The 13,355-nt window shown below is 62.2% G+C and carries 12 protein-coding genes; 7 read left to right on the plus strand and 5 right to left on the minus strand.

Annotated elements, in window-relative coordinates:
* Window positions 1–265: 265 nt before the first annotated feature.
* From QA637_RS10060 to QA637_RS10075, 4 genes are all read right to left on the minus strand, one after another.
* Window positions 266–1,321, minus strand: coding sequence for an ABC transporter ATP-binding protein (locus QA637_RS10060; protein WP_184108552.1), 1,056 nt, complete (start codon window positions 1,319–1,321; stop codon window positions 266–268).
* Window positions 1,309–3,324: an ABC transporter permease gene (locus QA637_RS10065; RefSeq protein WP_153441414.1), complete on the minus strand. Its 2,016-nt coding sequence runs from the start codon at window positions 3,322–3,324 to the stop codon at window positions 1,309–1,311. The genes QA637_RS10060 and QA637_RS10065 overlap by 13 nt, the downstream gene beginning before the upstream one ends.
* 7 nt (window positions 3,325–3,331) lie before the next feature.
* The gene (locus QA637_RS10070; protein ID WP_153441413.1) at window positions 3,332–4,312 is read right to left on the minus strand and encodes an ABC transporter substrate-binding protein; all 981 of its coding nucleotides are present in this window, start codon (window positions 4,310–4,312) and stop codon (window positions 3,332–3,334) included.
* A 125-nt stretch (window positions 4,313–4,437) separates the two neighbouring features.
* A complete protein-coding gene (locus QA637_RS10075) occupies window positions 4,438–6,489 on the minus strand; it encodes an AAA family ATPase (RefSeq protein ID WP_153441412.1) in 2,052 nt (683 codons plus the stop codon).
* A gap of 243 nt (window positions 6,490–6,732) precedes the next feature.
* Between QA637_RS10075 and QA637_RS10080 the strand changes: the two genes are divergently transcribed.
* Complete coding sequence (locus QA637_RS10080) at window positions 6,733–7,128, plus strand: NUDIX hydrolase (protein ID WP_234887018.1); 396 nt, start codon at window positions 6,733–6,735, stop codon at window positions 7,126–7,128.
* Window positions 7,129–7,430: 302 nt separating this feature from the next.
* Here QA637_RS10080 and QA637_RS10085 read toward each other — a convergent pair whose 3' ends face one another.
* Complete coding sequence (locus QA637_RS10085) at window positions 7,431–8,111, minus strand: DUF924 family protein (RefSeq protein ID WP_153441411.1); 681 nt, start codon at window positions 8,109–8,111, stop codon at window positions 7,431–7,433.
* A 91-nt stretch (window positions 8,112–8,202) separates the two neighbouring features.
* On the opposite strand from QA637_RS10085, the gene QA637_RS10090 reads away from it, so the two are divergent.
* The 6 genes from QA637_RS10090 to QA637_RS10115 all read left to right on the plus strand — a co-directional run bounded on the left by QA637_RS10090 (window position 8,203) and on the right by QA637_RS10115 (window position 13,354).
* Window positions 8,203–9,105: a LysR family transcriptional regulator gene (locus tag QA637_RS10090; RefSeq protein WP_153441410.1), complete on the plus strand. Its 903-nt coding sequence runs from the start codon at window positions 8,203–8,205 to the stop codon at window positions 9,103–9,105.
* Between the two features lie 304 nt (window positions 9,106–9,409).
* Complete coding sequence (locus QA637_RS10095) at window positions 9,410–9,619, plus strand: cold-shock protein (protein WP_153441409.1); 210 nt, start codon at window positions 9,410–9,412, stop codon at window positions 9,617–9,619.
* 126 nt (window positions 9,620–9,745) lie between these two features.
* On the plus strand, window positions 9,746–10,033 hold the full coding sequence (locus tag QA637_RS10100; protein ID WP_283061313.1) for a cold-shock protein: 288 nt from the start codon (window positions 9,746–9,748) through the stop codon (window positions 10,031–10,033).
* Window positions 10,034–10,182: 149 nt separating this feature from the next.
* Window positions 10,183–10,419 (plus strand): 30S ribosomal protein S21, encoded by a 237-nt coding sequence (gene rpsU, locus QA637_RS10105; protein WP_153441407.1) that lies wholly within the window; start codon window positions 10,183–10,185, stop codon window positions 10,417–10,419.
* Window positions 10,420–10,989: 570 nt separating this feature from the next.
* A complete protein-coding gene (locus QA637_RS10110; protein ID WP_234887017.1) occupies window positions 10,990–12,147 on the plus strand; it encodes an AI-2E family transporter in 1,158 nt (385 codons plus the stop codon).
* A gap of 88 nt (window positions 12,148–12,235) precedes the next feature.
* Window positions 12,236–13,354, plus strand: coding sequence for an efflux RND transporter periplasmic adaptor subunit (locus QA637_RS10115; protein WP_153441406.1), 1,119 nt, complete (start codon window positions 12,236–12,238; stop codon window positions 13,352–13,354).
* Window position 13,355 lies beyond the last annotated feature (1 nt).

A 13,355-nucleotide genomic window follows, 5' to 3' on the forward strand; every position in this document is an offset into this window, starting at 1 on the left:
GGTCGAGTTCAAGCCTATCAACTCCGTCATGCTTGACCCGAGGATCCAAACACAAGGCGTTGAAAAGCGCCGCCGACAAAACCCATTGACGATGGATCCTCGGTCAAGCCCGAGGATGGCGGATGGGGAATTGTGCACCCCGCAGCGGAGATCGTCCCCCGCCTTCACGGCACCGGCGCACCGGCACCCTTGTCCCGTGCTGGGCCCGGGGATGGCGGGTGAGTGGCGGGGCCGACGCACTGAACGCGCAGGCCCAGCGCCAATTTCAAAGCCGCCAACCGCTCGCGATCACGAAGGGCACCGTCTGCCCTTCGGCGATCGCCACGCTGCTGAAGGCCTTCAGCCGCTGGCCATCTCCAAGCGCAAGATCGAGCGCGAAGCGCTCGCCTTCGAAGACGCACGACATGACCCGCATCAGAATGCCGTCCGTGCCGCGGTGGACGTGTTCCGGCCTGACCAGCATGTCGGCAGGGGGCACGTCGGCAAGCAGCCCGCCGCTCGCACCATCTGCACCGCGCGACCCAAGGGCCTCACGCAGCACCGGCCAGCCGAGTTGCCTTTCGCCGCTCTCCGCCAGCGGCAGCCGGAGGATGCTGCCGCGGCCGATCAGTCCGCCGACGATGCGGCCCTCCGGCCTGGCATAGATCTCCGCCGGCGGCGCCACCTGCAGAAGCCGGCCTTCCGACATCACCGCGACGTCGGTCGCGAGCGCCATCGCCTCCGCCTGGTCGTGGGTGACATAGACCATGGTGGCGCCGGAGCGCTCGTGGAAGGCGCGAAACGTCTCCTCCATCGCCTTCCTCAGATGCTGGTCGAGATTGGCGAGCGGCTCGTCGAGCAGCACGACATCCGGCTGCGTGACGAGGCAGCGGGCGAGCGCCACCCGCTGGCGCTGGCCGCCGGAAAGCTCGGCAGGCCGCCGTTCGGCAAGGTCGGTGAGCCTGACCAGCGACAGCGCCTCGCCCACGAGCTTGCGCCATTGAGCACCGGAAATGCCCCTCACCTTCAAGGGATAGCCGACATTCTGCGCGACGGTCATGTGCGGCCAGAGCGCGTAGGATTGGAACACCATCGCCATGTTGCGCTTTTCCGGCGGCAGCGCGCGTTCGGCATCCGAAAGCCGCCGCTCGCCATAGGAGATCGAGCCGTCCGTCGGCTGCTCGAAGCCGGCGATCATGCGGAGCACCGTCGTCTTGCCGCAGCCCGAGGGGCCGAGGAGTGCGAGGAAGGCCTGCCGGCGGAGCGTCAGCGAGACGTCCGCCACCGCCGGCCGGCCGCCTCCGAAATCCTTGGTCACGTGATTGAGGATCAGTTGCGCCACGGCAGCACGCCCTCCGGCAGGTACTTTGCGAAAAATTCGAGCGCCGTCATCAGCGCGATCACCAGGAGGACGACGAGCACCGAGAGCGCCGAGGCGAGATCGGACGAGCCGCTGTCGTCGAGATTGAAGATCGCGACGCCGAGCGTCTGCGTGCCCGCCGACCAGAGCAGCGCCGAGACCGTCAGTTCGTTCGCCGCGATCAGGAAGACGAGGATGACGGAAGCTCCGGCCGCCGGCGCGATCAGCGGCAGCAGCACGTCGCGCATCCGCCGGGAGAAACCCGCACCGGCAAGTCTTGCCGCCTCCTCGAGCGAGGGGTCCATCTGCAAAAACGCGCTCATGACAGGCTTCAGGCTGACGGCGAGGAAGGAGGAGAAATAGGCGGCGAGAATGATCCAGATCGTGCCGTAGAGCGAAACGCCGACGAACGGCAGCCGCGCGGCGAAGGTGAGGATGAAGGCGACGGCAAGCACGATGCCGGGCAGCGCATAGGGGATCTCGATCAGGATGGCGACGAGATTGGCAAGCACGCCCTTCCGCCGAGTCAGAAGATAGGCGGCCGGCACGGTGACGACCAGCAGGCCGAGCGCCGCGGCGGAGGCGAGGAAGAGCGAATTCTTGAGCGCCGTCAGCGTGATCGACTGGCGGAAGAGGATTTCACCATAGGCACTGAGCGATACCGTCTTGAAATTGACCGGCACGCCATAGGCCGGCACCAGCGAGCTTGCGATAAGCGCGAGAAGGGGCGCCACCAGCACCAGCGCCAGCGCGGCCCATAGCAGCGCTTCGAGAGCGATGCGCAAGCGCCCGAGCGCGAAGGCGGCGCGCGCGCCGGAATGGCCGATGAGGCGATAGTCGCGGCCGGAAAGCGCCCGCTGCTGCACCAGCAGACCGCCGGCGGAGATCGCCGCGATCAGCGTCGAGATCAGCGCGATCTCGCCGAAGGTGGCGGCGCCGAAACTCGCCAGCCGGCTGAAGATCAGCGTCGGCAGCGTCTCGATCCCGGCGGGAATGCCGAGGATCGCCGGAATGCCGAAATTGCCGACGCCTGAGACGAAGGCGATCGCCCCGCCGGCAATCAGCCCCGGAGTTGCCAGCGGCAGCACGATGTCGCGGAAGACCCGGAACGGCCCCGCCCCCGCAAGCCGTGCCGCCTCGATGCCGTCGCGCGGGCTCGCCGCAAGCCCGGCCTTGAGCGCCAGGAAGACGAGCGGCGCATGCTGCACGCCCAAAAGAAGCGCGATGCCGGAAAGCGAATAGAGCGGCTGCGGGCTGCCGAGCGGCGGCGCCAGCCCCAGCGTCTTGAGCAACGGGCTCGCCGGCCCCGACATTCCCACCCAGGCAAGCGCCGTCACCTGCGGCGGGATCATCATCGGCAGCATGAAGGCGAAGCTTAAAGTGAGCTTGCCCCTGGTATCGGTGAGCGCCACCGCGAAGGCGAAGAGCGAACCCAGGATAAGCGAGACGGCCATGCCGCCGGTGGCGGTGACGAGCGTGTTGCGGAGCGCCGCGAAGGTGGCTGGCTCGAAGATCAGCCGCGCCGCCTCACCGTCCACAAGCCCGCTCACCCCCGCCCCGGCAAGGCGCGCGAGAGGCAACACGGAGAGCAGCAGCACGGCACAAAGCACGAAGGGCAGCAGCCAGCCCGGCTCGCCGCCGGATGCCGCCCGCCGCTTGCGGGCGCGGAAGGCGCGCCCTGCCCCGGCGCCATGCGGCGGCATCGCCTTGAGGGAGTTATCTTCCGTGACGTAAGGCATCGCCGGCAACTGGACGCGCAACGTCCGCGTCAGTTCGCCGGGCAGTTTTGCGGGAGCCGTTTGGGGAGGCCGGCTTTCCGCCGCCTCCCCGCCGCCGAAGAAAAACCGCAATGGGCCGAAACGCCGCACCCTCGACAGCAGACGCCGAGGCGGCTCCGGGAGTTTCAGCCCGGAGCCGCCTTCCGCGTCAGCTTCCACCGGAGCGCTCGCGCTCCGGCTGCGGGCGATCTCGTCCGCTCGCGTCATGAGGCGATCAGTTCGTCCCGAAAATGCCGGAGAAGGTCTTGAGGTCCGCTTCGGAATTCTTGACCGCCGCCGCGGCATCGACCGGCAGCACCTTGATCGTCTCGCGGGCCGGATAGCCTTCCGGCAGCGCCACGCCGTTGCGGGCCGGGATATAGCCCATCTTCACCGCCACCTTCTGGCCTTCCTCGGAGAGAAGGAAGTCGACGAATTTCTTCGCGGCATCGACGTTCTTCGCGGTGTTCAGAATGCCGACCGGCTCGGTGACGGCGGAAACGCCTTCGGCCGGGAAGACGAACTCCACCGGCGCGCCCTTGGCCTTCTCGCGGATCGCCATGAAATCGACGAGCATGCCATAGGCCTTCTCGCCGGTCGCGACCGCCTTCAACACGCCGCCATTGCCGCCGGCGGCCGTCGCGCCGTTTTCGGCAAGCGCCTTGTAATAGTCCCAGCCGAGGCCGGGAATGCCGGCAAGCGTCTCGGCATGGATCAGGGCAGCACCAGAGGTGAGCGGGCTCGGCATGGTGACGAGGCCCTTGGCCTCGGGCTTCACGAGATCCTGCCAGCCTTCCGGCTTCATCGCGGCGGATGTGTTGTAGACGATGCCTGTCGTGATCATCTTGGTCGAGTAATAGGCTCCATCCGCATCATAGAGCGCGGCATCGTAGCCCGCCGCCTCCGGCGACTTGTAAGGCAGCAGATGCCCGCCCTCCTTCAGCCGCTGCATCGTCACCGTGTCGGCGATCAGAAGCACGTCCGCCACCGGATTGCCCGCCTCGATCTCGGCCATCAGCTTGGCCATGATCTTCGTCGTCCCCTCGCGCACCCACTCGACCTCGACGCCCGGGTTAGCCGCCTCGAACGCATCCACCGTCGCCTGCGCATCCTCATTCGGCTGACTCGTATAAAGCACCAGGCTTTCGGCATAAGCCGTGGTGGACATGAGGCCGGCGACGAGCGCTGCGGCAACGGCGGAGAGAAGCGTTTTCATGGGATTGCCCTCGGTGGGAGAAAGATGGTGCCGAGGGATAGAGCCGGTGTTTTACAGGGGTGTGACAGCGGACTCGCCTACCTTGGCCGCTCACACGTACGGCACGTCGCGCCATATTCCAGCCATCAGGCAATCAATTGCTTGAGAAGCCCCTCGATTGCTCGCCAGTTGTCAGTTGTCGGGACTCCGCGCATCCGCTCCATGATACGTCGCTTGAAACTCCGCATCGGAATCTTCATAGAAATATTTTGCTGCAGTTCCCGAAAAAGCCGCTTTCCATCACAGCGCTCTTTCCATTCCGCGTCCCAAAGCGGCAGCAGTTCCGCCTTTCGCGCCTCGCACATTCTGACGAATTTCACCTGCCAATCCCGCTGGTGAAGACCAGATATCTGCTGCGAAATCTGCTCGAGCCGACCGTACAGAATAGCGGAAACCTCTTCGAAGGTTTTGCCGCTAGTCTCGCGCGGCCGTCGACCCGGGTTTTCGTACGCCATGCCGTCATAGACTTCTTTGACGACTGCATCATCCAGATGCCCCAAAGCGAGTTGCTTTAGAAGTCGGCTGAGTTCGCCCTCACTCGCAATCGGTGTCCTGACAATATCCGTATCCTTTAATAAGGTGGTCAAGATGTCTACGTCGATAAGATAATTTTCAAGACAACGACGATCCCACTGCAATACCTTGATGTTGCTCGAACTCTCCAAATTTGTGGGCACGTCATCTTTATCAAAAATGAAATATCTGGGCGTCAACGTCACGCCGGACTTCTCTGCTTCTTGAAGCTGTCTGATTTGCTTTTCGACCTCTGTTCGGCCTCCCAGATCTTTCAGTTTGTGTTGCCGCAAAATAGAGCCAAAGCCCAACTCGAGCAGCTCAACGTCATGCTCCCCTTCAACAAAAATCGTCGCTTTGTATAAAAGCCCCTCGCTCTCCGATGTACCCAACTGGCGAAGTGCTTCGGCGACGGCCTCTCCATCACTTCTCCGCACGCGGCTTAGAAGAGTACCGGATACCAGGTGAAATAGCGCGCATTCCTCGCGCCCAAATGTGCCAGCAAGTATCTCTGGGGAATGGGAGCACAGAATTACTTGCAGATCTTTTCTGATCGCGTAAGCATCTACCATGAAGGCGAGAATATCTTTGCAAACTGCTGGGTTTAGATGCAGCTCTGGCTCATCAAGTAGAGCGACGCCGCCGTTTGCGAGAGTTCGTTCAATCAAGAGAAATGTGAGAATTAGTCCCTTTTCGCCGCTGCTCATTGCATCAATGTCGAAAACGCGTCCGGATTCCAAATCTCTCACGTTGATCGTCAACAGACCGTACTGATTAACGCCCGCTCCTACTAACTCACGGCCTTTCAGCACGCCGGAGAAGATCCGTTCAAAGTTTTCACGGATCGCGTTTCGTCCTGATTCAGAACCCACTATCGCGTTGAAAATCGTGTTCTTCAGGCGATTATACTTACTTTGCGGCTGTGAATTGTGTGCTTCAAGCTGCTGAACCGCGTCTTGTATTCCAAGTTGTATTGGCTGTTCACCGCGAGGTAGAGCTCGGTCAGCGGGAAAGTAACTAAACTTCGTCTCTTCAGGAGACAAGCGCTCATCAAGGAAAGCGATGATCGCTGCGCCCGTCGGGTCCGGTGTGGAAATTTGCGAAGATCGAAAATCGATTAGCAAATCGAGCCGGCAAATGCCTCTCATTGCCTGGAGTCTTTCCAGCCCTTGAGCAATTTCCTTGCTCGCCTCCTGCAAAGTTGATTGCCCGGCCTGAGAGGACAGAAAAGCTGCGAAATTTGCAGGTGAAAGATTGTCGTTTAATCGCGAACGTATAAGTCGAGTTACTAGTTGCTGCTGTCCATCGGCGACTGTTGCAATCTCATCGGCATTAAGTTGGTAGCCGCATCGGATTATTACGGGCTTTAAGGGGTCGCGAGCGATCGCCTCTGCAATAAGTTGCTGAGGATTGTGGGGAGAAACCGCACCCATAGAAATAAGTGCTTGAGCAGACTCGTTTTGAGTACGCGGAGCCAAGACTGCCTTGGGCAGACGGATCGCCTCCAGAATTGTAGTCTTCCCAACCGCATTCGGGCCAACGACAACGTTAACACGCTCCGTAAACTCAACATCAATTGACTCGATAGCGCGAAAGTTTTCGATGGACAAAGTCCTCAGATGCATCGCTCAATCCTAATTAAACTGATTCTCGTGCAGCGAGTTATAGCAGCAGAATCGAATTCTCCACCATAGGTAGAATCCGATCAAGACGCTTAACAACGATTTGAATTCGATCACTGCTTGCCGCCGCGGCAAACGCGACGCCCTCGCCCCTTGGGCCCCCAGTGCAGTTGGTCTCGCTTAACGCCAACCCTATTGTCCCATCTGTGATTCAGCGCTCCGCCGCCGCAAAGCAAGGCAATCAACTTGACCACCATCCACATCGCCGCTGCCCTCCTGATCCGCCCCGACGGGCAAACGCTCCTCATGCGCAAGCGCGGGGCGAGCGCCTTCATGCAGCCGGGCGGAAAGATCGGCCTCGGTGAAATGCCGGATGCGGCCTTGGCGCGGGAGCTCAGGGAAGAGATCGACCTTGACGTCGAGCCCGCGTCCTTCGAGGTCCTGGGTGCTTTCAGCGCCGAATCCTCCAATGAACCGGGACACCGCGTCCATGCGGATGTCTTCCTCGTTAGGACGGAGCAGCTTCACTTTCACCCCGCGGCCGAAATCGAGGAAGTGAATGGGTTTCGCCGTTCGACATTGACGGCGTGGCGCTCGCCCCGCTCACCGCGGATCACATCTTTCCGCATTACCGGGAGCTGATCGGGGAGCATACGCCGCCGCTGACTGCGGATGGACAGGCAGCGGCGCCAAGCGAATGACAGGAAGAAGTCGGGGTAACCCGAGGATTTTTGTTTCTTGCCTCAGATGCGGTAGCTCGCTGCGTTGAAAACAACGACATCGAAGCTCACGTCGTCGGAGGAGATTCGGCCTGTACTACAGCGCCGCGCGTCTTATCAGACGCGCAAAGGACGCTGTAGCACTTTGGATTGCTGCACGTTTTTATCCTTAAATCGGCTACGACTTAAGGAAACATGCAGGAGGGGTCCGCTCGTCGCCCCCTCTCACCCCGCAAACCCACCCGCGTCGAGAAACCGTTGCTCCTCTTCCGTCATCGTCCGCCCGAGAATCCCGTTCCGGTGCGGGAAGCGGCCGAAGCGGCGGACGATATCGCGGTGGCCTATGGCGTGGGAAAGGCTCGGCTCCCCGAGACGGCGGGCAAGTTCGACGGAGCGCTCCTGGTCGGCAAGCTCTTCCGAATGGCCGAACGGAAGATAGAAGAAGAGCTGCAGGTCGGCCGGTCCCTTGAGATCGTAACCCGCGTCCACGGCGGCGCGTGCGATGCCGAGCGCCAGGGCGTCGGTCTCATACATGCGCGGCGTGCCGCGAAAGGCGTTGCGGGGGAATTGATCGAGGAGAAGAAGGAGCGCAAGCGCCTTCTCCGGCGAAACCGTCCAATTCAAGAATTCACCGCGGGCCGCCGCCTCGTGGCTCGCGAGGAAGCGCTCGCGAAAGGCGCGGTCGAACTCCGGCTCCTTTGCAAACCAACGTGTCGGTCCCGCGTCGCGCCAGAAGTTGATGACCGCCGCCGCCTTGTCCTCGCCGACAAGCGCCTCGCCGGTGAGCGCTTCGCGCAGCCGCGCGTTGACGGCCGCATCGGAACGCGCCGGTGGTTGGCCCTGCCCCTCCGCTGGCTGCAAGCTGCAGAGCGCCAAGCTTTCGATATACCCGATGAAGTCGCTCATTTCGTCCTCCAGTTGGTTGGGAGACCGCAGGGGCCTCCCCGAAGACCTACGACTTTGTGGATACTGAATGAAGTGATATGATTTCAGCATTATGCTGAATGAAATCGACCTGTCGCGCGCCGACCTCAACCTGCTGGTGCTCTTCGAAACAGTGCTTGACGAGGGGAATGTCGGCCGCGCCGCCGAAAGGCTGAACCTCTCCGCCTCGGCCGTCAGCCACGGTCTCGGCCGCTTGCGGCGGCTGCTCAATGATCCGCTCTTCCTGAAGACTCCGAAGGGCGTAGTGCCGACCGATCGCGCCAAGGAACTGGCGACGCCGATAGCCGATATTCTCGCGCGGGTGAGAAGCGTCATCTCCACGGCCGAGCCCTTCGATCCAGCGCGCGCCCGTCGCCGTTTCACGATCGGCACGGCCGATGGCTTCTCGGTTTTCCTGCCGCCGCTGCTCGACGAGATCGCCCGCAACGCGCCGGGCATCGATCTCGTCGTGCGTCACATGCAAATGGAGACGGCGCTTTCCGATCTCGATGGGCGGCTGATCGATGTGGCGATCGCCCCTTTTTACGAGCTGCCGGCCCGCTTCACCGCGCAACCGCTTTACGAGGAAGAGTTCGTCGTCGCAGCGCGGAGCGGCCATCCCTTCCTCGAAAACCCGACGCTCGAGAACTATTGCCGCATGCAGCATCTGCTTGTCGCCCCCAGAGGCGACCCCCGGGGCATTGTCGACGAGCTGCTCGAAAGCCGCGGCCTCTCTCGCCGCGTAGCCCTGGCCGTGCCGAATTTTTTGCTGGCGCTCGATCTCGTCAGCAAGACGCAGCTGATCTGCTTTCTGCCGAAGCGCTTCGTCGCGATGCATGCGGAGCGCTTCGCCGTCGCCACCACAAAGCTGCCGCTGGGCCTCGGCAGCCCCAGCGTCCAGGCGGTTGTGCCGAAGGCGGCGTTGATGGACACCGGTCTCGTCTGGCTCCTCGACGTGCTCGGGCGGCCCGGTTAGCTCGTTTGCACCCCGCTCCCAAACCGCTGCCTGCACACGCCGGCCAGCGTGTCGATGGTCCTCGGAAATATTATCTTGGGTTCCCATCGGGCGCGATCGTATTTCCGCGTCACCCAAAACCTGCTTTCCCGATTAATTTCCGCCCGTCCATTGCATATCCGCTAATAACGTCTATATATGACCCGTCGAACATTGCTTGTGACCTTTGCCTCAGCGCCGACGCGCTCGACAGATTTCCTCTCAAATATCGATCAAATCGGATGAATATTCGTCCGGAAACTCCAACGATTGAAAGGAAATCGTTATGAATTCAGGCACCGTAAAATGGTTCAACAGCACCAAGGGTTTTGGTTTCATCCAGCCCGACGATGGCACGACGGATGTGTTCGTGCACGTTTCCGCGGTTGAACGCGCCGGAATGCGCTCGCTCGTCGAGGGCCAGAAGGTCAGCTACGACATCGTGCGCGACAACAAGTCGGGCAAGAGCTCGGCGGACAATCTGCGCGCTGCGTAATTTGTCATTCGCCGCCGCTGACCACGGATGTACTGGCAGCAGCGCCAAGCGAATGACAGGAAGAGGTCGGGGTAATGCCCGGCCTTTTTGTTTTGCCTCCGGAAGGTCTCGGCAAAGGAGATGGCGATGAGCCGCAACAGCTACAGTGTTGGCGACACGGTCGTACTCAGAGCCGACCTCACCCGGACGGCAAGCGACGATAGAAAATGCCGCATCGTCGGAACCCTACCGGCGGCCGAATACGGCGAGCCGCAGTATCGCGTCCGCTTCGGCACCGAGAACTTCGACCGACGCATCTTCGAGAGCGACATCGATGCCTCCGAAACGGACTTGCCGGTTCGCCACGACGACGGGGCGGCGACGGTGAGCGGCAAACCATGGCTCAAACCGTTGAGCACAAAGGGAGCCAAGTGAAACAATCACTTGAGCCAATCGTTTTCCGGGTGACGCCAGGCGGTGTGCCGTCCGGGATTTTGAACCGGGGAGCCCCCTCTCCGCGTCAGACGAAACCGCATTCGAGCAACGCGTAACACGGCACCTGCCGTTGAAAGGAAGGACAGACTTTGCAAGTACTCGTCAGGGATAACAATATCGAGCAAGCCCTTCGCGTTTTGAAGAAGAAGATGCAGCGCGAAGGCGTTTTCCGCGAAATGAAGGCGCGTAGCGCCTACGAAAAGCCGTCCGAAAAGCGTGCGCGCGAAAAGGCGGAAGCCGTTCGCCGTACCCGCAAGCTGGCCCGCAAGAAGCTCCAGCGCGAGGGCCTGCTGCCGGGACCGAAGAAGGTCGCCCGCGCCCGATAGCGGAAAATCCGTGCCGGGGAAGGGAGTTCGCCTTCGCTCCGGCCGGGCCAATCGATCCAGAAATTCAAACTGCTTAAATGAGCGTTGCGCGCCCCACTACAGCGCCGCGCGTCTTTTCAGACGCACGCCAGGGGCGCTTGTAGCACTTTGAATTGCGGCATGATTTCATCTTTAAGTCGGCGACGATTTGAAGAAACATGCAGAAGGCGCGCCGTAGCCCCCGGCGATTGAAGCTCGCCTTCCGGACGGCGCGTGTCCGGGCGCATCTTCCCGCCACCCGACCCTCGCTGTACACTCCCCTCGCCGCCTGATCCGGTCCTGAACTGAAGTCAGAGCGATTCCAGGAAAAGTGTGCAACGGTTTTCCGTCCGGAATTGCGTCGCTTCAAAGAGCTGGATCACGCGGACTTGCCGACCGTTGCAGGGGCGCGCGGACGGCGGGCGTTTCTCGCCCCTACGGCGCAGCGCGTCTTATCAGACGTGCGAAGGACGCTGTAGCACTTTGAATTACTGCATGTTTTTATCCTTAAATCGGGTACGATTTAAGGATAAATGCAGTGGGGAAGTCGCCATGGATGATGTGCAAGCTCCGGTCAAGGCGGAAGCCGGCGCAAGCGGCTCGGCCAGCCCGGCGTCGATCGAGCCTCGGGTCACCGAATTCCTGCGGCTCGGGGTGCTTGCGCTTTTCGCCTACTTGTCGCTGACCCTCGTCGCCCCCTTCGCGATCATCGCCGTCTGGGCCGGTATTCTCGCGGTTGCGCTCTATCCGCTTTTCAAGGCGCTGACCGCCCTCTTCGGCGGTCGGCCGCGCCTTGCGGCGGCGGCAATCACGCTCCTCGCGCTCATGGTGATCGCCGGCCCGCTGGCGGCGATCGCGCTGAGCTTCGCCGAAGCCGTACAGGCGCTTCTCGGAAAGCTGGCGGCAGGTACACTTGCGGTGCCGGCGCCGCCGGATGCCGTGCGCGACTGGCCGCTGATCGGCGAATGGCTTCACACCGCCTGGACCCAGGCCTCCGGCAATCTTGAAGCGACGCTGCAGCGTCTTGCGCCGTCGCTGCTGCAGGCGGGCGGCACGGTAATTGGCAAGATCGCACGCATCGGCGTCGACCTCATTGGCTTTATCGTTTCGGTCATCATCGCCGGCTTTCTCTTCCGCCCCGGTCCGCGGCTCGGCGAAGGACTGAAAATTTTCGCCCGTCGGGTCGCCGGCGACCGCGGCGCCGGCTTCGTCGATCTCGCCGGCGCGACGATCCGCAATGTCGCACGCGGCGTGATCGGCGTGGCCTTGCTGCAGGCGCTGCTTGCCGGGCTCGCCTTCTCGCTCTTCGATATTCCTGGGGCGAGCGTGCTCGCCTTCGCAGTGCTCATCTTCTGCATCATCCAGATCGGCCCGGCCCCGGTGCTCCTGCCGGTCGTCATCTGGGCGTGGATGTCTATGGAGACCCGCGCCGCCCTCGGCCTGACGCTGATCCTCGCGCTGATCGGGCTGATCGACAACGTGTTGAAGCCGATGCTGGTCGCCCGCGGGCTGAAGACGCCGATGCTCGTCATTCTCGCCGGCGTCATCGGCGGCACACTCTCCTATGGGCTGATCGGCCTATTCCTCGGCCCGATCGTGCTCGGCGTCTTCTATGATCTCGTCGTCGCCTGGATGGGCTCGGCCCGGCGAGACGCCTCGACTCCGGACGCAACTAATCTGTCGACAAGCGATCAATCTGAAGTTGCGTGACTTGCCACGGTGAAGATGCTCTGGTTTCAATATTCCAGCGGAGAATAAGGGCCGCCTCAAAGCTGTTTCGTTCATAGGAGGACGTTGCATGCGTGGTTCGAGGATCCTGGCTGCCGCCCTTTCAGCGGGCTTGCTTGTCGCAATTCCATCGCAGACGGCCTTCGCTCAGCAGGCACAGGCACCGGCGCCCGCCGTCGTGGTCGCGCCAGCCGCGATCATGGATCTGCGCGAAAGCGCGGATTTCACCGGCAAGGTGGTGGCGATCCAGAGGGTCGATATTCGCGCCCGCGTTTCCGGCTTCCTGGAGAAAGTCAACTTCACCGAAGGCGATAAGGTCACCGCCGGCACCTTGCTCTATGAGGTCGAGGACGGCACCTATCGGGCTGCCGTCCAGGAGATCCAGGGCTCGATCGAGGCCGCCGAGGCAGCCCGCGACCTCGCCGTCCTCGAGCGCGACCGCGCGCAGCGGCTAATCTCCAGCAACACGGTCGCACAGGCAACGGTCGATACCGCCAATGCGCAGGTGAAGAAGGCCGAGGCCGATATCGTCCGCCTCACCGGCAGCAAGCAGGCGGCCGAGCTCAATCTTTCCTATACCCGGATCGTCGCGCCCTTCGACGGCGTCCTCGGCCTTACCAGCGTCGATGTCGGGGCGCTGGTCGGTCCGGATTCCGGCGCGCTGGTAACATTGACGCGGCTCGATCCGATCAATGTCGAATTCCCGGTCTCGACCGCCATCTTTCTCGAATATCGCCAGCGCGCGCTGAGAGGCGAAGTCGGCCGCGATGCCAATGTCGAGCTTCTGCTGCCGGACGGCACCACCTATCCAAAGAAGGGCACGATCAACTTCGTCTCCAGCAATGTCGCTGCGGGCACCGACACGATCACGGTCAGGGCCGAGTTTCCGAATCCCGACGCCCTCCTGCTCGACGGCACGCTGGTGCGCGTGACGCTCGAAGCGACCGACAAGCAGGAGGTGCTCGCCGTTCCCCAGCAGGCGATCCAGCGCGACCAGCAAGGCGCCTTCGTCATGGTGGTCGGGGACGACTCGAAGGTCGAGCTTCGCCGTGTCGACGTCCAGCGGACCGCTCGCGGCCAGGCGGTGATCGCCAAGGGCCTCAAGGAGGGCGAACGGGTGATCACCGATGGCGTCGGCAAGGTCAGGCCAGGTATCGCCGTCGATGCGGCACTGGCAACGGGCGGCTGAG

The organism is Sinorhizobium terangae (assembly GCF_029714365.1).
Taxonomy (GTDB): domain Bacteria; phylum Pseudomonadota; class Alphaproteobacteria; order Rhizobiales; family Rhizobiaceae; genus Sinorhizobium; species Sinorhizobium terangae.

What these genes read in the sequence shown, in the direction of transcription:
- QA637_RS10075 (WP_153441412.1), bottom strand. Translation starts at nt 6,489, where the DNA reads ATGCATCTGAGGACTTTGTCCATCGAAAACTTTCGCGCTATCGAGTCA.
- QA637_RS10065 (WP_153441414.1), bottom strand. Translation starts at nt 3,324, where the DNA reads ATGACGCGAGCGGACGAGATCGCCCGCAGCCGGAGCGCGAGCGCTCCG.
- QA637_RS10095 (WP_153441409.1), top strand. Translation starts at nt 9,410, where the DNA reads ATGAATTCAGGCACCGTAAAATGGTTCAACAGCACCAAGGGTTTTGGT.
- QA637_RS10085 (WP_153441411.1), bottom strand. Translation starts at nt 8,111, where the DNA reads ATGAGCGACTTCATCGGGTATATCGAAAGCTTGGCGCTCTGCAGCTTG.
- QA637_RS10115 (WP_153441406.1), top strand. Translation starts at nt 12,236, where the DNA reads ATGCGTGGTTCGAGGATCCTGGCTGCCGCCCTTTCAGCGGGCTTGCTT.
- QA637_RS10110 (WP_234887017.1), top strand. Translation starts at nt 10,990, where the DNA reads ATGGATGATGTGCAAGCTCCGGTCAAGGCGGAAGCCGGCGCAAGCGGC.
- QA637_RS10100 (WP_283061313.1), top strand. Translation starts at nt 9,746, where the DNA reads ATGAGCCGCAACAGCTACAGTGTTGGCGACACGGTCGTACTCAGAGCC.
- QA637_RS10090 (WP_153441410.1), top strand. Translation starts at nt 8,203, where the DNA reads ATGCTGAATGAAATCGACCTGTCGCGCGCCGACCTCAACCTGCTGGTG.
- QA637_RS10070 (WP_153441413.1), bottom strand. Translation starts at nt 4,312, where the DNA reads ATGAAAACGCTTCTCTCCGCCGTTGCCGCAGCGCTCGTCGCCGGCCTC.